Raw genomic sequence first — 23,249 nt, 5'->3', positions numbered from 1 at the left:
GCGGGCCATAGTGTTGTCGGTTGTGGTGCTCAGTACGCGTTTCCCCGGTAGTAAGACCTTTGCGAAGGTTCGTGTTCTACCGCCCGTTGTGAAACTGCTCCTTCTCTCGATGGTGCTGTTCAACATCGGGTTCTATCTGGTTGTCCCCTTTCTTGCGGTGCACCTTTCGGAAGATCTCGGATTTGCGGCCTGGATTGTCGGCTTGGTACTCGGGCTCCGCATGTTCAGTCAGCAGGGCATGTTCTTCATCGGCGGAAGTCTTGCCGACCGATTTGGCAAGCGTCCGATCATCCTGTTGGGCATCGCCGTTCGGGTAGTCGGCTTTCTCATGCTCGGATTGGCCGAGAGCATGGTCGGCGTGATTACCGGAGTACTCCTGGTGGGCTTTGCGGCTGCACTGTTCGCGCCCGCGGTGGAATCGGCCAATGCCGAGTACGGCCGCGAACTCGAGGTGTCAGGAGTCATGCGTCGTACCGATCTGTTTGCAGTGGAACAGATGTGCAGTCGACTGGGTACCGTGATCGGGCCGGCGCTCGGCGCAGCACTGCTGGTGTTTCCGTTTTCGTGGACGGCGTCCGCTGCGGCGCTTCTGTTCGCGATCATGTGGGCGGGGTTCTACGTTTGGTTCCCCCGTCCGAGCGATGCGTACGAGGGACCGGTTTCGACGTATACGCTGCGCGATGTCTGGCGAAGCGTCCTGACCAACAACAACTTTCTGCTCTTCGCAACACTCTGCAGTTTTCAGCTCGTTGCATACAGCCAGCTGTATCTGATGCTTCCTGAACAACTCGAGCGCGGCGTCGGTTCGCAGTCTGCGCTCGGGTGGTTCTACGTGGGTGCGGCGGTACTGGTGATAGTGGGGCAGGGGCCGACTGTAGCGGTGGCCCATCGCATTGGACATCGCCGGGCAATCACCTTCGGGTTGGTGTTGATTTCCGGTTCGTTTCTGGTGCCGCTGGCGACCGGTGTGAGCACCGAGGCATCTGCGTCGACGCAGATCGTGGGGCTGGCGCTCTGGATCGGCTTACTTCACTTGGGCCAGATGCTGATGGTGCCGCCGATGCGTGACACCATCGCGATCCTCGGTCGCGAAAGCAATCTCGGTGCGCATTTCGGCATGCTCAACACGATCGGTGGCTTGCTTGCGTTGCTGGGAACCGTAGGAGTCGGTGTGGTGTACGACCTCGTCGACAACGGCCACGCAGCGCCGGCGTCACCGTGGGTGATCGTGTCGGTCTGCGTGGCCGTCTCGGCTGTGGTGTTGTGGGTGTGGTCCGGCCGAACGAAGGTTATCGGGCCGCGATCGTCTGATTGATCTTCGCGACAAAATCCTCCAGGACAAACGGAATGGTGAGCGGATTCGGCATGGACACCGCATCACTGACGATGGGGTCCAAGCTGATCAGGCCGCCGGTCTTCACAACGTTGAGGTTGGTGAACGCAGCCTGAGCCTCCATCTCGGGGCGAGCCTTCTCGAAGTTGTCGAAAAGTAGGTAATCGCATTCGAGAAGGTCGTAGTTCTCGGCGGAGATCTCGTAGTTCAACTTGCCGGCGAAACGATCCTTCAATGCGGCAGGCGCCGTGAATCCCAACTGAGTGAGCAACTGGGCCCGCGCGGCTTCGGGGCTGAATGCGCGTAGATTGCCGTCGCTCCACCGAATGACAAGTGCTGCTGTCTTGCCTTCGAATTGCGGGTTCTCCGCACGGGTGCGAACGATCAGATCCTCGAGGTCCTGCACTTCCTGCTTGGCTTGTGCGGGCAGGCCCACCGCGGTGCCGATGCGGGTCGTCACCTCCTGCCAGGGCAGCACCCAATCGGTCTGATCGGCAGCGTGCAGCACTGTCGGTGCGATTGCGCTGAGCTGCTTGTACAGGTCTTCGTCGATTGCGTTGTTGACCGCGATGATCAAGTCCGGAGCCGAAGCGATAATCGTCTCGATATCGAACTCGGTAGTGGCATTGGCCAATGGTGTCGGCTCGGCGCCCTGAACGGCCGAGTCGGCCCAGACACCGATGCCGTCATCGGTCGAGCCCTTCCACACGGGAACCAGGACGGGGGTCAGTCCGAGGGAGAGTAGGACATCGGCATCGCCGATACCGACAGCGGCGATGCGACTGGGGGCCTGCTCGATGGTTGTGGACCCGAACTTGTGATCGATTGTGACAGGGAAGGCGTTAGGTTCGGCGTGCCCACCCGGGGCGCCTGCAGCCGACTCTTCATTCGAATTGTCTCCGCAAGCCGCAAGGACAAAACCTGCGGCAGTGGCGAAGGTGACGGACAACATGGCACGGCGGCTCAACATGGGGTTCACAGCAACCTCGTCCTTCAAGATAATTTGGGTACCCTAACCATAGTCGAGGAACTCTTGCCGCAGCGTCGTTGCCTCCTTTCTGAGATCCTTGTGCCATGAATTCCGAGCATCGTCAACGCGAGTACGGCCTGCGATTCGATTGGGGTCTCCCGGGTGCCGAAGCAATCACCGCCGATGTCGATGTGGCCGTTGTGGTCGATGTTCTTTCGTTCACGACCACTCTGAGTGTTGCTGCGGACGCGGGAATCGACGTTTTTCCGTATTCCTGGTACGACGCGAGTGCATTCGAGTACGCCCGTGACGTCGACGCGATTCTTGCTGTGCGACGGAGTGTGGCTACTGACGGCCAGATCAGTTTGTCTCCCAAATCGATTCGTGAATCGGAAAGTCCGGGACGGTTGGTATTGCCGTCCCCGAACGGGTCGACGATCGCGTTCGCTCTGGCTGCCGTGGCCCCGATCTGTGTGGGTGCTTCGTTGCGGAACGCATCTGCAGTTGCCGATTGGATTGTGCACCAGCTTGGTTCACGGTCCCGTGTGGCGATTGTTGCGTCCGGGGAGAAGTGGCCCGGTGGAGAATTGCGCCCGGCGGTGGAGGATCTCTGGGGCGCCGGTGCTGTTGTCGCGGCGTTGATTGCGGCTGGTTGGGGTGGTTCCGTATCGCCGGAGGCTCGAATGGCAGCAGATGCGTGGGTGGCAGTATCGGGTTCTTACGAGGAGCGGCTGCGTGAGTGCGCTTCAGGACGCGAGTTGGTCGCTCTTGGATTCTCGCACGATGTCGCCATCGCCTCCGAACTCGACGACAGCGATACCGTGCCCGTTCTTGAAGATCGCGTGTTTCGAGGTCAGCGCACCGGGCGCCGGTTGAACAAACTCCGGGCCCAGAGGTAGGAAAGGAATGTGATCGCGACGCACCACCCGACTGCGAGGATTGCATTGTTCCCGATGGGTTCATCGAGAAGCAGTCCTCGAAGTGTCTCGATGATCGGAGTGAACGGCTGATACTCGGCAAACCATCGAAGTACGGTCGGCATCGAGTCGGTAGGAACGAATCCGCTTCCCAAGAAGGGCAAGAGAATCAGCACCATCGGAAGATTGCTTGCGGTCTCGACGCTCTTGCTGACGAGTCCGAAGGCGACGGACAACCAGATCATGGCGATGGCGACCAAGATGAGGAGCGCGAACGTCGCAATCCACTCGACGACGCCGGCGGTCGGACGGAAACCCACGGCGATTGCCACCGCGATGACGACGACGAGACTGACGATCGTCTGCAGCAGGCTGCCGAGAACGTGGCCGGTCAGCACGGACGTGCGGGTGATTGCCATGGTGCGGAATCGTGCGATGATCCCCGCAGTCATGTCGGTGGCGACGGAGATGGCCGTGCCTTGTGCTGCTGATGCTACCGTCATCAGAATGATCGCCGGTGCAACGTAGTTGACGTACTCTGCTCGGCCGCCACCGCCTGGGCCGAGGCCATTTCCGAGTGTTCCGCCCAGAACGTAGACGAACAGCAACAGGAAGACGACAGGCATCCCGACGAGCATCACCGTCATCGACGGATACCGCAGAATATGTCGAATGCTACGGCGCAGCATGGTCTTCGAGTCCAGATAGGCAAGCGACATGGTGGTCATCGCGCGTCGGTCCTTTCGGTGCCTGTGAGCGCCAGGAACACATCGTCCAGATCCGGGGTGTGGACCGAGAGTTCCTTGACGTCGATCGAATGAGCGTCGAGTTGGTCGAGAAGAGAGCGCAGTGAGCGGACACCGCCGTCGCTGGGAACCTGTAGAACATAGGCGGCATCGTCACGCGAAGAATTGTCGAAAATTTCTGCAGCAGAATCTAATTGATCTCTGTCGAAGAAGTGCAGCCGGACGTGACCGCCGGGGATGTGGCGTTTGAGTTCCGCTGCGGTGCCTTGGGCGACAATCCGTCCGTGGTCGAGAACGGCAATGTGGTCGGCCAATTGGTCGGCTTCCTCGAGGTACTGCGTCGTGAGGAAAACGGTGACACCATCACTGACCAGTTGGCGGATGATCTGCCACATCGAGCGCCGGCTCCGGGGGTCGAGGCCGGTGGTGGGTTCGTCCAGGAAGATGATCTCAGGCTGTCCGATCAATGTCATTGCGAGATCGAGCCTTCGGCGCATTCCACCGGAGTACGCTGACGCAAGTTTCCCGGCAGCATCGACGAGATCGAACTTCTTCAGGAGTTCATCAGTGCGAGTGCGACGTTCGTCTCGGCTCAGATGATGAAGGTCGGCCATGAGGAGTAGGTTTTCCTCGCCGGTGAGATAGTCGTCCACCGCGGAGAATTGTCCGGTGACACCGATAACCGCGCGAACTGCGTCGGGATCGTCGGCGGGGTTGTACCCCGCGATGCGGATGTTGCCACTGTCCGCGGTAGTGAGTGTCGAGAGGATTTCCACGATGGTGGTCTTGCCGGCGCCATTGGGGCCGAGAAGCGCGAAGACGGTTCCACTGTCGACGGACAAGTCGATTCCGTCCAGTACCGTCTTTTCGGAGTAGGACTTTGTCAGGCCCGTTGCGGTGATAGCTGGTTTGCGGGTCATCAGCGTTCCTTTTCGCTAGATTTTCGGAGGCTCCGAACGTCGGATGACGATGTCGCCGTAGCTGGTATGTGCGTGGACGTCCACCCTGCGCTCGGTGGCAGCCGGCCCGTGAGTGGTGGTCATCTGGTTGTCGACGCGACCGAAGGAGGTATGAGCGTCGAATCGAGCGGCGGTACCGGATCGAACGCCGATGTGAATCTTCCCCGCAGCGGTTTTGGCGGAGACAACTCCGCTCTCGATGCTGTCCAAGCGAATGTCACCGTTGGCTGTTGCGGCAGTTGCATCAGATTCGGCGTGCTCCACGATGACGTCGCCGTTTGCCGATTTGGCCTTCAGCGTGCCGGCGATCTCGCCGATAGCGATGTCGCCGTTGGAGTTCTTGACTACCGCGTTGCCATCAACTCGGCGAATGCGGATTGTTCCTGATCCGGTGCTTGCATCGACGTCGCCTACGACATGCTCGACGGTGATTGCGCCTGCTCCGGTGCTGATGTCGAGTGGCCCGGTGGTGTCCAGTGCGCATTCGCCACTGGAGAGTTTCACGCGAGATCTTCCGAGTGTGCCGGTGGCGTGGAGGCTTGCGACGGCCGCGGTGCCCTCGAGTCCGCAGCCGGAGGGAAGTTGAATCGAGACGTCGACAGATCCGGTTCTGCCGAAGATGCCGAGACCGCGCTGTTTCGGCGTTTTGATCTGTAGTCGACCACCTGCGAATTCGACGCGAGTCTGTTCGGCAACACGGACATCGGCGTCGTGAGAGGAGTTGCTGGGCAACACTTCTACGGCAGTGTCCTCTCGGTCGCTTGCGCTGATCCGGATACGTCCGACAGAGATGTCGATGCTCGCGGTAATGGGGTCCGGTGTGCTGAATGTAGGCATGGTGATACTCCCGATGATGTTGTCTTCGGTTGGTGAAAGAAATTGGCGCGCAGGTGAATCTGGTGTCAGTGCACCCAGCCGGTGAAGGTATCGGCACCCTGAGACGCGCGTTGTCTCGGAGCATTCCGGCTTGCGCCGCCTTCCAGCGCGGCCGCAGCCGAGCGGACCAGCCACGCGTTGACCGATATCCCGGCCTCGCGGGCGGCAGCCTCGATTCGGTCCTTGAGTTCTTGACCCAGCCGCAGGTTTATTCGGGTCATCGCGGCATCGTCGGACTCCGTGACGGCGCGTGGGACCGGTGTCGGCTGCTCCTCGGCGTCGATAGGAGTCGGTTCGCGCAGGGCCGGTGTCACAACAAATTCGGGTTCACGCCCACGTAGGCGGAGATCCACCGAACCTGGCGCGAGATCGCGGGTGATTTCTGCTGCTGCCGTGGACAATGCGTCGAGGAGAGTGAGTCGTACTGCTGATTCCAGCGGTGCGGTCAATCGTTCGGCGAGTGTCTTTGCGCCTTCTCCGCCGGCCTCGGCAGCCACCGCGAGTTCGTGGCGAAGGTTGTCGACGTACGGTGTCAAGTCCATGGCATCACTATGGCACCACTTTGGTGCCATGGCAATAGTTTGCTGGCACATGAATGTGAATGTGATGCGAATATGCAGGTCGTTGACGTGTCGGGCGATCCCATTCGCGGCGGACTGGCACACTGGTAAGGGTGAATCCTGACAAACCGAATCGACGCCGCCGCGTCATGCTGTGGATTGCCGCAGTTCTCGGTGTTGTCGTGGTGGCCGGCGCCGTCGTAATTTCAGTCGCACCATCGCGGTATCTTCCCTGGGATACCGCCGAGTTCCCGGTTACCGATTCGAGCGCCCTCACTACGGACCAGGTTCGGGTGCTCGAGCTCCTGCGGGCCGAGCACGAGCAGGGACGTCCGGGCACTTTCTATTCCGATGGCATCGACGAGGAATGGTGCGCCGATTTTGTCAGCTGGATTATGCGCGAAGCTGGGCGTCCGCTGTCCAATCCGAACTCCGGAAGTTGGCGTATTCCTGGCGTTTACACACTGCAGGAGTATTACCAGGGAATCGACGCCTACTCGGAGAACGACGGTAGCTATACACCCGACATCGGCGACGTCGTGATCTACGACAGCTCACGATTGTCCGGCCAGCACACCAACATCGTTGTATCCGTCGACGGGGACAAGGCAATTACCGTCGGCGGCAACGAGTTCGGCAAGGTCCGAGTGCATGATCTCGATTGGACGACGGATTCTGCGGTTGTGGGATTCGGGACGCTTCATCCCTGATCAGGCGAGGACAAATCGGCAGTTGTTCGAAGTGATTCCCGGGTGGGTGAACCGCACCCACCCATCGCCTTGTATTCCCGAACTAGCATCGGGGAATGCCTTCCAGTGAATTAGGAGATTTCCTTCGCTCGCGCCGTGCTCAGGTCTCGCCGAAAGATGCGGGGATCCACAGCTACGGCACTCGACGCGTCCCTGGGCTCAGGCGCGAGGAGGTTGCGATAATCGCAGGTCTGAGTGCCGATTACTACACCCGCTTGGAGCAGGGGCGAGAGCGCAATCCGTCGACGCAGGTTCTCGACGCGCTGGTGCGCGCATTACGGCTCGACGCAGATCAGGAGATGCACCTGTACCGGTTGGCGGGTCTGGTACCGAGCGACCGTGGTTCCGGTGCCGGGGAATCTGTGAGTCCCGCACTGCTCCAGTTGATGGACACCTATGACTGGACTCCGGCGTTCGTGCTGAACAGGACGCTCGACATCCTCGCGCGCAATCGGATCGCCGACACGCTCTTCTCCCCGTTCAGCGCCACCGATAATCTGCTGCGGATGGTATTCACGGATCCGGCCGGCGTCGAGTTCTATGCCGACTGGCAGCATGCGGCGCAGGCAACCGTCGCAACACTTCGACTAGCCGTCGGCCATGCCTCTGCCGATGCGCGTTTGCGCCAGTTGGTTGACGAACTCACGGCGGTCAGCCCGGCATTTCGTCAGTTCTGGGCAGAAGGTCATGTTCGAGGTAAGACGTTGGACGCCAAGGAACTGGTCCATCCCGAGGTTGGCGCAATGAGCTTGACCTCTCAGACATTTGACGTCCGCGACCGACCCGGACAGCAGTTGGTGATCTATCAAGCAGAGCGTGGTTCGCCCAGTGATCGAGCGTTGACGTTGCTGGGTTCGCTTACCGCGACCAGGGATCAGGAGCTGCGCGGCACGGATCTGAGTTCCGGTCGACCCGCCACCTGACCCCTGGTCTTTAGGGCTGCTGTGCGCTCGCGAAACTTACTGCACACTCGCGGCGGGGCGAACGACGATCTCGTTCACGTCCACATCCGACGGCTGATCGACAGCAAACGCAATTGCGTTGGCGATTGCTGCAGCCGGTATTGATACGGCGCGATACGCCTTCATGTCCTCCTTCGCTTTGGAATCGGAAATGCTCTCCGCCAGTTCGGATTCCGTAACACCGGGGGAGACGACGGTGACGCGGACGTCGCCGGACGATTCCTGGCGTAGCCCCTCGGAAATCGCGCGAACCGCAAACTTCGTAGCGCAGTACACCGCCCCGGTCGGCACCACTTCATATGCCCCGACCGACGCGATGTTCACGAAATGACCGCTCCCTCGAGACTCCATGAGTGGAAGTGCTGCGGCGATGCCATGAAGCACGCCACGAACATTCACGTCGATCATCCGGTTCCACTCGTCGATTTTCAGTGCGCCGAGTGGCGACAGGGGCATGACTCCAGCGTTGTTGACCACGACGTCCACCCGTCCGAATTGTTGATGGGCAGCGTCGACGAATGACCGGAAATCGTCAAGGTCGGTGACGTCCAACCTGCGGAACGCCGCGGTGCCCCCGGCATCGACGAGCTCCTTGACGAGGTGTTCGAGGTGTTCGGTGCGTCGTGCGCCGAGAAAAACTCGGTGACCGTCGGCGGCTAACTTCCTCGCTGTCGCGGCCCCAATTCCGCTGCTGGCCCCCGTGATCAGAACAACTTTGTGCTCACTCATGACTTGTTGCCTCTCGGTACAAGACGAGATGCTCGTGGTAGAGCACCCCGTCGCGAATATCTCCGGTTGCGGTGAATCCGGTGTCGTCGACGTAATCGAGATGGTTTCCGGTTACGGCGTAACTGCCGGTGTAGGCGCTTGTACGGGTGCCACGTGCTTCGTCGTAGCGACCGTCCGCCCGCAGTTCCTGGCGTATGAAACCATCCGATGTCACCCACATGCCGATGACGTCTGCCCGGTCGATAGTGGTTCCGGATCGATCCATCACTGTCCTCTCAGTTCGATGAACCAAGTCTTGCAAGAGAATTGGCTGGCAGGCAGGGCGTAGTCCGGCTGGGTGCCGTACACCCTGTCATGGGGTGGGTCGATGTTTCTGTCTGCAAGCACTATTCGAGGAATGTGTCTGATATGCCCCTTGAATCGAATGGGTGTTCGAGTATAATTAGGTCACGGGTGGGGAGGCCTTGATGACAACGACGTATTCAACTTCGGTGGGGGATGTTGTAGCCGGTTCGGCTGTGGGTGTGCGTGGCAGGTTGTGGCGGTTGCGTCCGTCCGAGGTTCGAGACGTTGCGGTGTCGGTGTCTGCGGAAATTCTTCGGTTGGAAGCAATTCGGGTTGCCGCGATCGACGAGCTGGCACTCAATCCGGACGAGCAGGTGCTCTGTTACCGCGGTGTGGGTCGGTGGTTGGCGGCCAATACGATGCTGCAGGACTCGGCCGGCAACAAGATCGCCGCTCTCGGTGCCGCACTGCGGTCGTTCCCCGATATTGCGGCGCAGTTCGAGGCGGGTGACCTGTCGTTCGATCATGCGGCGTTGATCGCCGCGTTCTGTGAATCGCCACCAAAAGGGATGCCGGACATCGCGTTAATGCCAAGCCTGAAAACTCTTCTTGCCGCCGCATCCGGAGTGGAAGCGACCACCACGAAGCTGCGGTATGCGATCGCGGTTTTGGAGCGGATCTTCGAATCCGACGAGCCCCCGCCCGGCGAGGACAACGATCTGAATGCGTTACGCATCGCGCCGACATTGAACGGTCGGGTTGTCATCAAGGGCGATTTCGACGCGTTGACCGGTGAAATGCTCCTGTCTGCGCTGTCGGGTCTGTCGATGCCAAAACCTGCTGCGGACGGGACCCCGGATGCTCGGTCGGCAGCGAAACGTACCGCCGATGCGTTCACGGAGTTGATCCGCCGCTATCTGAACAACGCTGTCACCGGCGTGGATGGTGGTCAGCGTCCGCATGTGAATGTGCATATCACCGCGAAAGATCTTGCGGAGCATCGGGAATGCGCCACCATGCGAGCCGAGGGTGATGACGCGCCTGATCTGGATGACGAGTCTGTGTTCGAGGATCTCGATGTCGGGTACATGCCGTGGATGGGACCACTGAGCGTCAGCAAAACTCGGATGCTGGCGTGTGACTGCATGCTCTCGACCGTGTTGATGGACGGCAAGGGCGCACCGTTGGATGCGACACCGCTCAAGCGTCTCGTCACGGCCGAGCAGCGGATTGCGTTGATTGCCCGGGACAAGGGTTGCGCCTTCCCGAACTGTGATGCGGTGCCGGCGTGGTGCGACGCGCACCATATAAAACCGTGGTCGACGGGCGGTGTGACGGTGATGGACAACCTCACCTTGCTCTGCCGCAGTCATCACACGTTGATGCACAGCACCAGCGGGTTCCGCGGAATCTGGAAAATCACGATGGGCGATGATCACAAACCCTGGTTCATCCCACCGGCCGCGATCGACCCGAAACAACGACGCCGACGCTCCACCACCCGCCACGGCCCCGTCCACCGGGACTGAAACCGGCTCTGCCGGAACCACAGACCGCGCGCGAAGCTTCGCATCAAGACGATGCGAAGCCGACACGCATGCCCCTCGTCCCTATTTCGGTCCAACGCATTCCCCCGTTGAACTGAAGAGGTGAGTGCGGCGCAATGGGATTCATCTACGGGATTCATCTGCGGCAGTTGGCGTATTCGCCGTATTTCTTGGCGCTCACAGGAGCTGTTCCACCATTCCTGACGACAGATTCTAAGGCTAACCTAATTAGCATGACTCGACTCCTTGCGCCCTCCGCCGCCGATCGCGACTACTGGGCGATCGTGGACAACCTGACCCGACGCGGATTCTTCGGTATCGGAGCCGGTGTCGCTGCCACTGCATTTCTCGCTGCGTGCAGTAGTTCGGAGAGTTCGACGCCGGAAAATACGGAGACCTTCGAATTCACGCGCGGCGACGAGAAGCTGATCATTCCGACGGACCCGCAGAACGTGGTTGCCCTCGATCCGCGGGACGGCCTCGAATTGTCGATCCTCGCCGGATACCCGGTAACCGCTTACCCGTCCGGCGCGGCCGAGCACTTGCGCCGCGAGGTACCGGATGCCACTGGTGTCGAGATCTTTGCCGAAGGTGCTTCGGATCCCAACTTCGAATACATTTCGACCCTCGGCGCAGACCTTCTTGTGCTCAGTGCCGGTTGGTGGGACACCGGGTCGTACGGCAACGACCGGATGCAGCAGATCGCTCCGGTCCTGCCTGTCGGAAAGGACTTCACCCCGGAGTGGCGAAAGGTCATGGTGGACTTCCTCACCGGCATCGGGCGCAGTGATCGCGCCGAAGAAGTGCTGGCCGACTACGACGCTCACGTGGCCCAGGTCCGCCCGACTGTCGAACCACTGATGACCGGCAAGAAGGTTGCATTTGTCGCCGCCGCGGAGGACCAGATCGCGTGGTTCCAGAACGATTTCCGCACTGCCGTCGCCGAGGACTTGGGGTTCGAGGTTTTGCGTGAAGGCCCCGACCTCCGCGTGATGCTCGGACCGGAGCAGTTCAACCGTCTGGAAGAGGCCGACGTCATCTTCGCCTTGGATCGCAGCGCCACCGGCAGCGTGTACACCTCGCCGACGTGGCTGCGACTGCCCGCCGCACAGGCCGGCCGAGTGATTCCGTTCGACTACTACAAGGCCGCGGGATACGCCCTGACCGCCAAGGTTCTGGTCGACGACTTGGCGGCCGGGGTCAAGCGCTAGAAACTACCTCTTCAGCAGGGTGCGGATCGCATCGACCACTTCGGTGGGCGCCTCTTCCGCCATGAAGTGACCTGCGGACAGCGTGCGGTGCTCGAGATCGGGTGCCCACGCTTTCCACAGAGCCTCGGCGTCGTAGCCGAGCATGGAACCCCAGTCCTGCTGGATGACCGTGACCGGCATGTGCAGTTGGTTGCCCGAATCCCGATCGGCCTGATCGTGTTCGATGTCGATGCCGGCCGACGCGCGGTAATCGGCAACGATCGACGGCACCGCCTCCCGAGAGGCGCGCAAGTATTCCGCCCGCACGTCAGCCGGAATCGCTTCGCGGTTCTGCGTCCACACGTCGAGAAAGTACTCGAAGAACGCGTCCGCGCTGGCGCTGATCATCTGCTCGGGGAGGCCGGGTGGCTGGGCCATGAGATAGAGATGGAATGCCACAGCGGCATCCGATCCGTGCAGGATGTCCCACATATCCAAGGTGGGGAGCACGTCCAACGAACCGAGTTGCGTGATCACATCCGGATGGTCCAGCCCCGCTCTGACGGCAACCAATGCGCCGCGATCGTGGCCGACGAGGGCGAACTTCTCGTGTCCCAGTTTCTTCGCCACCGTGACAATATCGGCAGCCATTGTTCTTTTGGAATAGGTGTCGGAGTTTTCCTCCACCGGTTTGTCGCTGGCACCGTATCCGCGAAGATCCGGGCAGATGACGGTGTGATCCGACGCCAATGCGGTGGCCACGTGACGCCACATGAGGTGAGTCTGGGGGAAACCGTGAAGAAGAACGAGTGGTGTTCCCCTTCCACCGACGGCGACGTTGAGTCGCACGCCGTCAGTTGTGGAAATCTGCTGGTAGTCGAAGCCTGGAATCGTGATCGTCATCGGTCGCTCTCGTTTGTCGGGGTGATGGCAATCAGCCTTGCCGCACTCGATGAGCATTCGATGAGCGCGATAGCGTGGAGAGATGCGAGACCACACTGTCGGCGGACCCAATTTCGGAGTTCTGGGTCCGGTGGTTGCGTGGAACGAATCGGGTGAACCGATCGATCTCAAAGGTCCACGACATCGAGCGGTCCTCGCTCGCCTCGTAGTTGCTCGTGGGCGCGTCGTTCCAGTGGACCTGATTGTCGATGATCTCTGGGTTGATCCTCCGGCCGGTGCGACCAGCGCAATACGTACGTTCGTTTCCGCACTGAGGCGTGCGCTCGAACCCGGTCGTCCGCCGCGAACGAAGCCGAAAGCCATTGTCACCGAGGGGCCCGGCTATGCCCTTCATGCCGCACCCGACGCGGTCGACGCTTGGAAATTCGAAAGATTGGTGCGTGAAGCCGCCGATTCGGCGCCGGCGCAATCACTCGAACTGCTCCGAGTCGCCCTCGAGCTGTGGCGTGGACCGGCGTATGCGGAGTACGCGGAAGAGCTTTGGGTTCGTTCGGAACGATCACGCTTGGAGGAACTGCGCCTGACAGCGGTCGAACGCCTCGCTTCCGCGCAACTGGATCTCGGGTTTGCCGCGGATGCGATTCCCGATCTGGATGCTCACGTGACGGAACACCCTTGGCGAGAGGATGGTTGGCGACTACTCGCTCTCGCCCTGTATCGCTGCGATCGTCAGGGCGACGCTCTGGCAGTCCTGCGCCGCGCCCGGAAGCTACTCGCCGAAGAGTTGGGCATCGACCCCGGTCCCCGGCTGGCCGACCTCGAGTCCGACATTCTTCGCCGCGAGGGCTACCTGGATCCTGGAGCGGCAGAACAGATATTCGCTCAGGTATCGGCGGAGTACGACCGAACTGTCGCGGCAGGATCCAAGTCGAGATTGGAGTCAACCGTCGGCCTGCTCCGAAGTCTCGCGGTAGCGGGCGGAAGTGGGCTGGAGACTGCTAGAGCGCAGCGACTGAAGATCATCAGTGCTGCTGAGCAATTGGACGACGTCGAACTCACCGCACGGATTATCGGCAACTACGACGTGCCCGGGATCTGGACGCGATCCGATGATCCTCGGCAGGCCGCGCAGATCATCGACGCCGCTCAGCGCACCATCGATCGACTTCCTGACGGGAACGAACTCGCTCGGGCCAGACTGTTGGCGACAATCGCACTCGAATCACGCGGACTGCCCGGCGATCAGGGGCTCGAATGTGCCCGCGCAGCAGTACAGATCGGTCGGGCCCTCGACGATCCAGGGCTCTTGGCCTTCGCCCTGAACGGGTTGTTCATGCAGACGTTCTGGACAACGGGCCTGGCTTCCGAGCGGGAGGGCATCGGCCGTGAATTGGTTGACCTTTCCGTTCGACACGGCCTCGCCACCTTCGAAATCCTCGGCCATCTGATCCGCATGCATGCCCTCAGCGCACTGGGGCAATTCGATGCGGCAGAGCTACATGCCGAGACAGTTGATCGATTGGCCGGACGTCACGAACGGCCGTTGGCAGCGGTGTTCACCACCTGGTTCCGCGCCGTGCGAACGGCCGCTACCGGTGCGGAAGCCACGCACTGCGAGATGCTGTACGAAGCTGCGGCGGCCAGTTTTTCCGGCTCCGGCATGCCCGGCCTCGAGGATGGAATTCTTCCGCTCGCAATTCTGACGCTCAGGGTATGGCGCGGCGTACCGGCGATATTCGACCCCGAAACGAACTGGGGCCCGTACGAATCTTGGGCCCGGCCACACCTCCTTCTCGCGCACGGGAAAGTGAACGAGGCCGCAGAGGCAGTGAATGCGTTGCCGAACCCACCAGAAGACCTGCTCGCCGAAGCGCTGTGGTGCCTCATCGCCGCAGCCGCGGTCGCTGTGGGCGACCGTCAGGTTATGGAGCGAGCGCGGGCTGCGCTTTTGCCCGCTGACGGCGAAATTGCGGGCGCAGGCAGTGGAATGCTCACGGCCGGCCCGGTCTCGGACTACCTCGCGAGGTGCAGCGAGCGCAGCTGAGTTCCCGGGCCGTGACCGCTGGGGGGATGGGATTCATCCGCGATGGGTGATGTCTTCCCTGAATGGGTACTCGAGACTAAGTGGGGGAAGTGCTTTCTCGTCGAAAGGAACGCTGATGACTGCTCCACCACGAGAACCCGCCGAGCACCCTGTCAAACAGGGGTTCGCGGTCGGTACGACGTTCGCAGCGGCGATTCTGCTGCTGACTGCCGGCATCGTTGCCCTCCTGCAAGGGATCGCTGCTGTCGCCGACAACAATCTGTTTGTCGTCGGAATCAACTACACCTACAAATTCGATATCTCGACGTGGGGTTGGATCCACATCGTTCTGGGCATCATCGGAATTTTGGTGGCACTGGGCCTTTTCACGGGTGCGGTATGGGCAAGAGCGTCGGCAATCGTGATTGCGTCACTCTCCATCATCGCGAATTTCTTGTGGCTGCCGTATTACCCGATGTGGTCGATCCTGGTGATTGCGCTTGACATCGTGGTTATTTGGGCAGTTGCAACGTGGGATACCGCGTAGATCGTCACATCAGACACATCACCACATAAGACACTGTGGCCCCGACCGCTTCCCCCCGGCCGGGGCCTCAGCCATGTGAACATCGATCAGTCTGGGAGTCTGCGTAATTCGGCGACGGTCAGCCCCAGTGAATCAAGCCGCGCCATGATGCTGCGCATCGCGCTGTGATCGGCAACGGGACCGTACAAGCTGGTGTAGCCGCCGGCGGATGGTGCCACGTTCAGTTCGGGGAACGCCGCCTTCACCCGGTCTGATACTTCGCCGTCGATGAGAAATTGGTAGCGAGTGGGAGCAGTCATCGTTTCTCTCTCCCATCAGGTCATCACTCATCGACTTAGCCTGTATCCCATCCATTTTCGCTTCCATGAGTGATGAATACGTCATCCCCTTCGGGTGAATGCCATACCGCAAAGGGCCTACGCTGCGTTCATCCGTTTCGTGTGATGTCAGATCAGACTCTTCTGCCTACTCTCTACCGAGAGAGAGAAGAGGCCGAAATGGGTTCTGTCATCGGAGATCTGTTGCCACTTGCGGTGGGAGTGGCGATCTCGCCGATTCCGATCATCGCGGCCATCCTGATGCTCCTGTCCAAGCGGGCGGGAAGTACCAGCATCGGGTTTGCGCTGGGCTGGATAGTCGGAATCGTCGTTGCAACGGTGATATTCGTTCTCCTGTCGAATCAATTGGAGAAATCAACCGATTCTTCAGCCGGTGTCTCGTGGATCAAGATCGCCTTGGGTGTTCTCCTCCTTATGTTCGGGGCAAAGCAGTGGCGCGGACGTGGCGGTGAACACGAGACCCCCAAATGGATGCAGGCCATCGACGACATGACCGCAGCCAAGGGATTCGGGCTCGGATTCGCGTTGGCCGCAATCAACCCCAAGAATCTGATGATGTGTATCGCCGCCGGCATCTCGATCGGCGCTGCAACATTGCCGACTGGACAGATAGTCATCGCTGTCGCGGTTTTCACCGTCATCTCGGCGTCGACTGTCTGCCTACCCGTGATCGGGTATCTGATAGCGGCAGATCGGTTGCGTACGCCGCTGGCCGAGCTGAAGGTCTGGCTGCAGGACAACAACGCGACGGTGATGAGCGTGCTGATACTCGTTATCGGGGTTGTGTTGATCGGTAAGGGAATCGGCGGGTTCTGACCGAGCGGAGATAGACATGGGATCGTTGTTGTTGCAGCAGATTCCGCTGGCGCTCGGCATCATCATGAGTCCGCTGGCGGTGGTGGCTGTGGTTGCGGTGTTGTTCTCCGACAGAGCGCGGATCAACAGCATCGCGTATCTCATCGGGTGGTTCCTCGGGATCATTGTGTCGCTGTCGGTCTCGTTTGCGATTCTGACCGCGCTGCAAATTCATCAGCGGACGCACCCGCCGCTGTGGGTCCCTATCCTGCATTTGATCCTTGGAGCAGTACTTCTGGCAGGAGCCTGGTTCGTGTACACCCGCAGTCATCGGCGGATGCATGCAATGGCGGAGGCTACCGGGCCCGGTGAGATTGCCGCTGCGGCCCCTCAGCTGCCGAAAATGCTGCAGTCGGTGGAACATTTCACGCCCGGCCGTTCCGGCATTCTCGGTTTTGCACTCTTCATCCTCAATCCCATCGACATGTCCTGTGCCATAGCGGCGGCCATGAACTTTCGATTGAGCAGCGCAGCACCGTCCGCGCAGTGGTCATCTGCGGTGGTGTTCGCACTGGTGTCAGCCAGCTCGGTGGCAGTTCCGGTTGCGCTGCTTCTGATCAAGAAGGAAAAGGCAACAGAACCGCTGCAGCGCATTCGCACGTGGATCGCTACCAACACCCATCTGCTGAACGTGGGACTTCTGATCCTGATCGCGGCGATGCAGATCAGCAAAGGGATCCAAGGACTATGAGCACTCGACACACTCACACGCCCCTTGTCTTCGGTTCGCTGGCGGGCTATCAGCGTGCGTGGCTGCGGCCCGACATCATTGCCGGGCTCACGGTCTGGGCGGTGTTGGTCCCGGAGGCGCTGGCATACGCCAGCATCGCCGGCGTCCCACCCGTCGTCGGGCTTTACGCGGCGGTACCCGCGCTGGTTCTGTATGCGGCTGCTGGTAGTTCACGCCACCTTGTTGTCGGTCCGATGTCAGCCACCGCCGCACTGTCTGCGGCATTGATCGCTCCCTTTGCCGGTGGTGACGACTCACGATTCGTAGCCCTGTCGGTCGGACTTGCCGTCGTCACCGGTTTGGTCGGGCTGCTCGCCGGGTTTGTACGGTTGGGATTCATCGCCTCGTTCATTTCGGAACCGGTGCTCAAGGGCTTCATCGTCGGGTTGGCGCTGACCATCATCATCGGGCAGGTTCCGAAGCTACTGGGTGTCGAGAAGGGCGAAGGTAATTTCTTCGTTCAAGCCGCGGCGGTGGTGCGTGAGTTGGGGAGCGTGGACGGACTCACGGTCTTCGTCGGATTGCTCAGCCTGGCCCTGGTATTGGCGGTCAAACGGTGGTTGCCGTTGGTTCCTGGCTCACTCCTGGTTGTTCTGCTGGGTATTACCGCAGTCGCACTGTTCGGCCTCGACGATCGGGGGATCGACATTGTCGGCCACATCGACGCGGGGTTGCCGAGTGTCGGGCTACCGGAGGGAGTGCGAGCCGAGGATTACCTGGACTTGATCGGGCCCGCTGTCGGTGTGCTGCTCATCGGTTTCGCCGAAGGTTTGGGCGCAGCAAAGACTTACGCGGCCAAAGCAGGTTACACAGTCGACGCGAACCGTGAACTGACTGGACTCGGTGCCGCAAACCTGGGCGCCGGCCTGTGCTCGGGCATGGTGGTGAACGGCAGTCTCTCCAAGACGGCTGTCAACGGTGGGGCCGGAGCCAAGACACAGGTCAGTGGGCTCACGGTTGCAGTGCTGACGGTGTTGACGCTTCTCTTTCTCACCGGGTTGTTCGAGAAACTGCCCGAAGCGACACTCTCTGCCGTGGTGATCGCCGCGGTGGTCGAATTGGTCGACTTCTCTTCTCTCGCAGCGCTGTACCGAGTGTGGACCAAGCGGTTGGGCAGCATTTACGGCGTGGCGGCGCGCGCTGACTTCGCAGCAGCAATAGCGGCCATGTTCGGTGTGCTCATCTTCGACACGTTGCCGGGCTTGATCATCGGAATCGCCGTGTCGATGCTGCTGCTTCTCTACCGCGTCTCCAAACCGCATGTGGCTGAACTGGCGAAGAGTGGCTCACGGTGGGTGGATATCGGTGCTCATCCGGAACTGCAGGAGAACTCGGACGTGACGCCTTCCGGCGGCGTGATCGTCGTGCGGGTGGAAGCCGGACTGTTCTTTGCCAATGCCGATCATGTTCGAGACCGGATCGACGATCTTGTCACCGACGACACGTCCATGATCATTCTCGACGCCGAGACGTCACCGTTCATCGACGTGAGCGGGGCGCAAATGCTCGAACAGTTGCGGGATTCGCTGGCGCGGAGAAACATCGTGTTTCGTGTCGCCCGCGACGTTGGGCAGTTTCGGGACGTTCTCGCCGGTACTCCCGGAGGGGGCGTGAAGGTCGATGTCTATCCGAGCGTCGCGGAAGCCATGGCTGATCGCAATGATCGCCGGAGTTCGTGATCGCCGGAGTTCGTGATCGGCCTGCAGTTCACGATCGGCGCAGCCAGTTCCCGAGTGGTCCGTCGTCTTGGGCAACGGATCCCACGATTGTTCCGGCAACGACAACAATCGCAGAGAAGACGAACAACCAACTGATGAGCGTGAACATCACACCGAGAAGGCCGAATTGGTCTTGCGATGTGCGTGTGATCCGCGGAAGGAAGAGGGTACTGGCAACGTGAAGGGCGCTCAGTCCGGTGGCGGTCAACAGTCCTGAGCCGATACACATGCGAGTGGTCATCCGGTTGGCTGTCAGCAGCATGGGAACCAAGGTCCAGACCAGTGCCCATACGCCGTAGACAGCCGCGAATCCCAGCAATCGACCCACGGCGGGAATCGAATCCAACTTGTGGCACACCGCGGCGATGGCAACCGAACCGGCAATGACGAATACGACGGCCAGCCACCGCCAGGCTTGTCGGAGCGTCGCAATCGGCACATGCCAGATCCGCCCGTACATCCGACCCAGTGCTCGGGCATACGACGTTGAACTGATCAGCAACATCAGCAGACCAACGATGCCGAAGGCTGTTGCGGATCCTGTGCTGACGTCGGCCGAGGGGAGTTCGACGCCGAGGTTGTCGCGTGCCGCGTCCGAGAGTGGTTGCAGACGTTGAAGGGTCGAAGCGGCAATCATCACCGGCAGTAGGGATGTGAATGCCTGCGCTGCGAGGGTCATTGCGCTGTCCGCCAATCCGACTTCGACAATGTCGAATGTGACGCGCGATGCCAGGCGTCGACGTGGTGTGACGGTCACCCACACCTTCATACGGTCGCGGGTGTTGTTGTAGATCTGCGCGGGCAATTGTCTGCGCACCGGGCGGCGCGTCCGCTCAGATGAGTCCGCCACGGCGCGCGGCTTTCAGGGCGTCGCGACGGTTGCTGACGTCAAGTTTGCGATAGATTCCGCGCAAGTGGGTCTTGATGGTGTTGACCGAGAGGAACAGCGTCTCTGCGATCGCTTCCGTGGTGTCGCCCGAAGCGAGTTCGCGCAGCACTGTGTACTCGCCTGGGGTCAGAATCGGAGCGATCGCAAGTTCGTGTGGTTGTACGTGTGCCCGTACCCGCTCGGCAAAGGGTTCTTGATCTCCGAAATGCCCGGTGAAATCATCAAGGATTCCTCGCAGGGCGTGACCGTAGTCGAGGAAGGGGCGCAGGAGGTTTCCGCGCTCGGCGGCGCGCAATGCATCGTGTAGTGATCGAAATGCTTTACGTGGTTGGTGATTGGCGGAATGAATGACGGATTGCAGCACCGATGCGTAGACGCCATGAGCGAGTAACGGGTGTTGGAGTGTATCGACTGCGGCGGTCAGTTCGGCCTGCGCCTCGGTGAGTCTGCCGCCGGCAAGTCGCAGAGACGACAATGCCAAGTGCGCCTCAGTGGTGGTTCCGAATTGCTGGGATGCGTCGTGTATCAATCGGCTCGCCCAGTCCAATTCACCTACCGAGAGACAGACATTGACCACCGCGGGTAGGAGCGCGGACGTCGCGATCGAGAAGGTGCCCAGTTCGATCGCATTGATCATGGCGTCACGGATGTCTCCGGCGGTCGAGCGGCGATCTTCCGCTGTATCGAGGCGACGCAGTCCGAAAGTGATGACACTGTGCCAACCGAAGGCGGGCATGCTGACGCCGAGAACATCGGCCTGGCGGCAGTTTTCGATTGTGGGGATCCGATACGGCAGTTCTGGTGAACTGCAGAGATACGCGCCAAGGGCTGCTACCGATGTTGCCAACTCGTACTCCGCAGTGCCCATGAGATTGTGCTCGGCAGCGAAAGTGAGGGCGTGTGTGGAGTGGGCGATCATCGCTTCGATGTCGCCATTCATGGCGGCGGAGAACCCGATACCGGTGAGGGCCCTCAGAACCAAACAGCTTCGGCCACGAAGCATGCCGAGTGCCGCGGCTTCGGTGTATTCGATGCTGGCGCGCTCGAAGTCGCGGCCGAGGAAGTAGCCGGTTGCAGTTTGCAGGTGCGCAAACGCTTCGATGTCGGACGCAGTGCTGCGTTGCCGTTCGGCGTGTCGGGAGAATGCGGTGTCGAAGCCCGGACCGGCACCGGCGTACAGAGCCTGCAGCCGCAACGAGCAGAACAGCGGGTCGCGATCCAGCCCGGATGACGCGGTTTCGAGGAAATTCAGGTACGTCCTGGCAGTGGTCACATCACCGCCGTGGAGGGCTGCGGCGGCGAGGAGCATTCGAGTGCAGGGCGACTCGGAGACGAGGGTAGGCGCGGACTCGAGTATTCGGGTCAGATCGCTGCTGTAACCGTCCAGAACGAGCCCGAGGCCGCAACGATCGAGGAAGGAGATAATACGTTCGGGATCGCCGATGGAGGCTTCGAGTTCGAGTGCTTCGAGTTCGTGTTGATGCGTCTCGAACCACGTTGCAGCCTGATGGTGTACTCGGATGCGCTCGTTCTGATCGACCCGGCGAAACTCTGCGCACAGGTGTTCGCGCAGTAGCGGATGGTAACTGAACCATGTTGTGTGATCGGCCGAATCGGTACGTGTGAGTGGCAGATTGAACTGAACCAGTGTGTCGATTTCAGTCACTGCGTCTTCGCCGGTGAGCGCTTCTGCCAAGTCGACGGAAAATGCGTCGGCGACAGAGGTCTTGAGCATGAAGGTCGTGAGATGTGTGGGGAGTGCTGCCAAGACCTCGTCGACCAGGAAATCAGCGACCGGTCTCGGGGTGTGTGTGAATTCGTCGACGGCGTCGGCAGTGTCACCTCGTCCTGCAAGATAGGTGCCTGCCAACCGAACCACGGCACCCCATCCCTTGGTGAACGATTCGATGAGTGCAAGTTGTCGTTGATCCAGGTCGATGCCGTATTCGCCTAGTAGCACTGTGATTTCGGTGCTGTCGAAGGCAAGATCATGTGCTTCGAATCGAGTCAGACGGCCGTCGAGGGCCAGTCGGTGCCAGGTCAAGGGAGGTTCGTACCGGGCTGCGAGGATGATCGTGAGATTCGGTGGTGCGTCCGCGAGAACCTGATCGAGGGTACTGATCGACATCGGATCGTGAAGGGCATGAACGTCATCGAGGATCAGTGTGATCGAATGTCCGCTGGCCTCGATTGCTTTCATGAAGTGTGAGTGCCAGAGCTGTGTCGGCGCACCGCATGCGACGGGTTCGATATACGTTGCCAGCGCTTCGGCAAGGGAAGTGCACAGAACTTGTGGATTGTTGTCGCGTTCAGCCAGCGTCAGCCAAGAAATCGCTGCGGGAGATTGCTGGCGTGCCCAGTCGGCCAGCAGTAGTGTCTTGCCGGCACCGGCAGGGGCGCACAACAAGTTCACTGCGCGAGCGCGTCGTGCGGCCGAAAGCTTTCGATGCAGACGGGGACGCGAGATGACGTTGGAGATCGCCGACGGAGGGCGGAATCGATTCTCGTTTTCGCGCGCGGTCCCGACTGGACCCGACGGATTGACCGTCGAAACGGATGCGCGAACCGAGCTGCTCATCAAACTCCCGAAGTTGGTGAGTACGACGCGGTGTGGTCCCATCGGTGTAGTCCTGGGAGAGGTTTACCCACGCGAGGCTTTGGTTAATCAGCCGACGCAAAGGTGGTGACCAAGGTCCCGCCGCGAGCGATTGCGATCTTTCGCGTGTGGAACACTGTGAGCCGTGAAGCGGATGCCCGGAATCGTTCTTGCTATTGGTGTTGTTCTCGCCGGGGCCGCCTGCGGTTCGGCGGCGTCACCTGCAACGTCGCCTTCCGCAACATCTTCATCTGCACTCTCGTCGTCTGCGCCGGCTGAGGTCTCTGAGCCACCTGTTACCCCGGCCCAGTCGACCCCAGAATCCGAGCGTGCGTTGATCAGGGCCACCAAGGCCAACGACGTGGAGGTAGCAACCGCCCTGATCCTGGCCGGCGCTGACGTGAACGCCAAGGATTCCATTCAAGATTCGGCCTTCCTGTACGCCGGAGCGGAAGGGTTGAACGAGATCCTCGCGTTGACACTCAGTCACGGGGCGGATGTCGACAGTGTCAACCGATTCGGTGGTACCGCCTTGATTCCCGCCAGCGAGCACGCTCACGTCGACACCGTTCGGATGCTGATCGCGGCGGGAGTGCCTGTCAATCATGTCAACGACCCGGGGTGGACGGCACTGCTCGAGGCCGTGGTCTACGGTGACGGCTCGCCGCGCTACCTCGACGTGATCACACAACTGCTCGACGCCGGGGCGGATCAGAACATCAAGGACGCACAGGGGCGGACTGCGTTGGAGAATGCTCAGAATCGTGGCCAGACCGATGTAGTTGCACTGCTGACTTCGCGACGCTGACGGCACAACACGGAGTTCT

The 23,249-nt window shown here is 60.6% G+C and carries 23 protein-coding genes; 12 read left to right on the top strand and 11 right to left on the bottom strand.

Annotation, left to right across the window (positions count from 1 at the left end; all coding sequences use genetic code 11):
* Positions 1-22: 22 nt before the first annotated feature.
* The gene (locus ACFRFQ_RS07035) at positions 23-1,315 is read left to right on the top strand and encodes an MFS transporter (protein WP_378654842.1); all 1,293 of its coding nucleotides are present in this window, start codon (positions 23-25) and stop codon (positions 1,313-1,315) included.
* Here the strand turns inward: ACFRFQ_RS07035 and ACFRFQ_RS07030 are convergent.
* On the bottom strand, positions 1,290-2,303 hold the full coding sequence (locus ACFRFQ_RS07030; protein ID WP_378655092.1) for an ABC transporter substrate-binding protein: 1,014 nt from the start codon (positions 2,301-2,303) through the stop codon (positions 1,290-1,292). The genes ACFRFQ_RS07035 and ACFRFQ_RS07030 overlap by 26 nt on opposite strands.
* A 104-nt stretch (positions 2,304-2,407) precedes the next feature.
* Here ACFRFQ_RS07030 and ACFRFQ_RS07025 point away from each other — a divergent pair, with 104 nt between their 5' ends.
* A complete protein-coding gene (locus ACFRFQ_RS07025) occupies positions 2,408-3,202 on the top strand; it encodes a 2-phosphosulfolactate phosphatase (protein WP_378654839.1) in 795 nt (264 codons plus the stop codon).
* On the opposite strand, the gene ACFRFQ_RS07020 is transcribed toward ACFRFQ_RS07025, so the two are convergent.
* The 4 genes from ACFRFQ_RS07020 to ACFRFQ_RS07005 form a co-directional block, all read right to left on the bottom strand.
* On the bottom strand, positions 3,157-3,948 hold the full coding sequence (locus ACFRFQ_RS07020) for an ABC transporter permease (RefSeq protein WP_378654836.1): 792 nt from the start codon (positions 3,946-3,948) through the stop codon (positions 3,157-3,159). The two genes, ACFRFQ_RS07025 and ACFRFQ_RS07020, sit on opposite strands and share 46 nt — an antisense overlap.
* Positions 3,945-4,886, bottom strand: coding sequence for an ATP-binding cassette domain-containing protein (locus ACFRFQ_RS07015; protein ID WP_378654833.1), 942 nt, complete (start codon positions 4,884-4,886; stop codon positions 3,945-3,947). Before ACFRFQ_RS07015 ends, ACFRFQ_RS07020 begins: the two co-directional genes overlap by 4 nt.
* A gap of 15 nt (positions 4,887-4,901) precedes the next feature.
* On the bottom strand, positions 4,902-5,762 hold the full coding sequence (locus ACFRFQ_RS07010; RefSeq protein ID WP_378654830.1) for a DUF4097 domain-containing protein: 861 nt from the start codon (positions 5,760-5,762) through the stop codon (positions 4,902-4,904).
* Between the two features lie 65 nt (positions 5,763-5,827).
* Entirely contained in the window at positions 5,828-6,343 is a 516-nt protein-coding gene (locus ACFRFQ_RS07005) for a toxin-antitoxin system HicB family antitoxin (protein ID WP_378654827.1), read from the bottom strand.
* A 167-nt stretch (positions 6,344-6,510) separates the two neighbouring features.
* Between ACFRFQ_RS07005 and ACFRFQ_RS07000 the strand changes: the two genes are divergently transcribed.
* The gene (locus ACFRFQ_RS07000) at positions 6,511-7,071 is read left to right on the top strand and encodes a CHAP domain-containing protein (RefSeq protein ID WP_378655090.1); all 561 of its coding nucleotides are present in this window, start codon (positions 6,511-6,513) and stop codon (positions 7,069-7,071) included.
* Between the two features lie 95 nt (positions 7,072-7,166).
* Positions 7,167-8,033, top strand: a complete 867-nt coding sequence (locus ACFRFQ_RS06995) for a helix-turn-helix transcriptional regulator (RefSeq protein ID WP_378654824.1) — start codon at positions 7,167-7,169, stop codon at positions 8,031-8,033.
* A 36-nt stretch (positions 8,034-8,069) separates the two neighbouring features.
* On the opposite strand, the gene ACFRFQ_RS06990 is transcribed toward ACFRFQ_RS06995, so the two are convergent.
* Positions 8,070-8,801: an SDR family oxidoreductase gene (locus ACFRFQ_RS06990; protein WP_378654822.1), complete on the bottom strand. Its 732-nt coding sequence runs from the start codon at positions 8,799-8,801 to the stop codon at positions 8,070-8,072.
* Complete coding sequence (locus ACFRFQ_RS06985; protein ID WP_378654820.1) at positions 8,794-9,066, bottom strand: Atu4866 domain-containing protein; 273 nt, start codon at positions 9,064-9,066, stop codon at positions 8,794-8,796. Before ACFRFQ_RS06985 ends, ACFRFQ_RS06990 begins: the two co-directional genes overlap by 8 nt.
* A 202-nt stretch (positions 9,067-9,268) precedes the next feature.
* Between ACFRFQ_RS06985 and ACFRFQ_RS06980 the strand changes: the two genes are divergently transcribed.
* Together ACFRFQ_RS06980 and ACFRFQ_RS06975 are read left to right on the top strand one after the other, a co-directional pair.
* Complete coding sequence (locus ACFRFQ_RS06980; RefSeq protein WP_378654817.1) at positions 9,269-10,615, top strand: DUF222 domain-containing protein; 1,347 nt, start codon at positions 9,269-9,271, stop codon at positions 10,613-10,615.
* Positions 10,616-10,866: 251 nt separating this feature from the next.
* A complete protein-coding gene (locus ACFRFQ_RS06975; RefSeq protein ID WP_378654815.1) occupies positions 10,867-11,844 on the top strand; it encodes an ABC transporter substrate-binding protein in 978 nt (325 codons plus the stop codon).
* A gap of 3 nt (positions 11,845-11,847) precedes the next feature.
* Here ACFRFQ_RS06975 and ACFRFQ_RS06970 read toward each other — a convergent pair whose 3' ends face one another.
* The gene (locus tag ACFRFQ_RS06970; RefSeq protein WP_378654813.1) at positions 11,848-12,726 is read right to left on the bottom strand and encodes an alpha/beta fold hydrolase; all 879 of its coding nucleotides are present in this window, start codon (positions 12,724-12,726) and stop codon (positions 11,848-11,850) included.
* A gap of 82 nt (positions 12,727-12,808) precedes the next feature.
* Here ACFRFQ_RS06970 and ACFRFQ_RS06965 point away from each other — a divergent pair, with 82 nt between their 5' ends.
* Both ACFRFQ_RS06965 and ACFRFQ_RS06960 read left to right on the top strand, forming a co-directional pair.
* Positions 12,809-14,770: a BTAD domain-containing putative transcriptional regulator gene (locus ACFRFQ_RS06965; protein ID WP_378654810.1), complete on the top strand. Its 1,962-nt coding sequence runs from the start codon at positions 12,809-12,811 to the stop codon at positions 14,768-14,770.
* A gap of 115 nt (positions 14,771-14,885) precedes the next feature.
* Complete coding sequence (locus tag ACFRFQ_RS06960; protein WP_378654807.1) at positions 14,886-15,296, top strand: hypothetical protein; 411 nt, start codon at positions 14,886-14,888, stop codon at positions 15,294-15,296.
* An 86-nt stretch (positions 15,297-15,382) separates the two neighbouring features.
* Here the strand turns inward: ACFRFQ_RS06960 and ACFRFQ_RS06955 are convergent, their stop codons facing one another.
* Positions 15,383-15,595, bottom strand: a complete 213-nt coding sequence (locus tag ACFRFQ_RS06955; RefSeq protein WP_378654804.1) for a hypothetical protein — start codon at positions 15,593-15,595, stop codon at positions 15,383-15,385.
* Between the two features lie 198 nt (positions 15,596-15,793).
* Here ACFRFQ_RS06955 and ACFRFQ_RS06950 point away from each other — a divergent pair, with 198 nt between their 5' ends.
* Genes ACFRFQ_RS06950 through ACFRFQ_RS06940 form a run of 3 tightly spaced genes read left to right on the top strand, consistent with a single transcriptional unit; the run spans position 15,794 to position 18,898 of the window.
* A complete protein-coding gene (locus ACFRFQ_RS06950; protein WP_378654801.1) occupies positions 15,794-16,450 on the top strand; it encodes a GAP family protein in 657 nt (218 codons plus the stop codon).
* A 16-nt stretch (positions 16,451-16,466) separates the two neighbouring features.
* Positions 16,467-17,180 (top strand): GAP family protein, encoded by a 714-nt coding sequence (locus ACFRFQ_RS06945; protein WP_378654799.1) that lies wholly within the window; start codon positions 16,467-16,469, stop codon positions 17,178-17,180.
* Positions 17,177-18,898 (top strand): SulP family inorganic anion transporter, encoded by a 1,722-nt coding sequence (locus tag ACFRFQ_RS06940; RefSeq protein ID WP_378654796.1) that lies wholly within the window; start codon positions 17,177-17,179, stop codon positions 18,896-18,898. The genes ACFRFQ_RS06945 and ACFRFQ_RS06940 overlap by 4 nt, the downstream gene beginning before the upstream one ends.
* Before the next feature lie 28 nt (positions 18,899-18,926).
* Here the strand turns inward: ACFRFQ_RS06940 and ACFRFQ_RS06935 are convergent, their stop codons facing one another.
* Both ACFRFQ_RS06935 and ACFRFQ_RS06930 read right to left on the bottom strand, forming a co-directional pair.
* Positions 18,927-19,754, bottom strand: a complete 828-nt coding sequence (locus tag ACFRFQ_RS06935; protein ID WP_378654793.1) for a hypothetical protein — start codon at positions 19,752-19,754, stop codon at positions 18,927-18,929.
* Between the two features lie 16 nt (positions 19,755-19,770).
* Positions 19,771-22,404: a LuxR C-terminal-related transcriptional regulator gene (locus tag ACFRFQ_RS06930; protein WP_378654790.1), complete on the bottom strand. Its 2,634-nt coding sequence runs from the start codon at positions 22,402-22,404 to the stop codon at positions 19,771-19,773.
* A gap of 163 nt (positions 22,405-22,567) precedes the next feature.
* On the opposite strand from ACFRFQ_RS06930, the gene ACFRFQ_RS06925 reads away from it, so the two are divergent.
* Entirely contained in the window at positions 22,568-23,230 is a 663-nt protein-coding gene (locus ACFRFQ_RS06925; RefSeq protein WP_378654788.1) for an ankyrin repeat domain-containing protein, read from the top strand.
* Positions 23,231-23,249: the final 19 nt, after the last annotated feature.

This window comes from Rhodococcus sp. NPDC056743 (assembly GCF_042790355.1).
GTDB lineage: Bacteria > Actinomycetota > Actinomycetes > Mycobacteriales > Mycobacteriaceae > Rhodococcus_F.
Note: the sequence above shows the minus strand (reverse complement) of the source record. Positions and strands in the feature narration are given on the sequence as shown.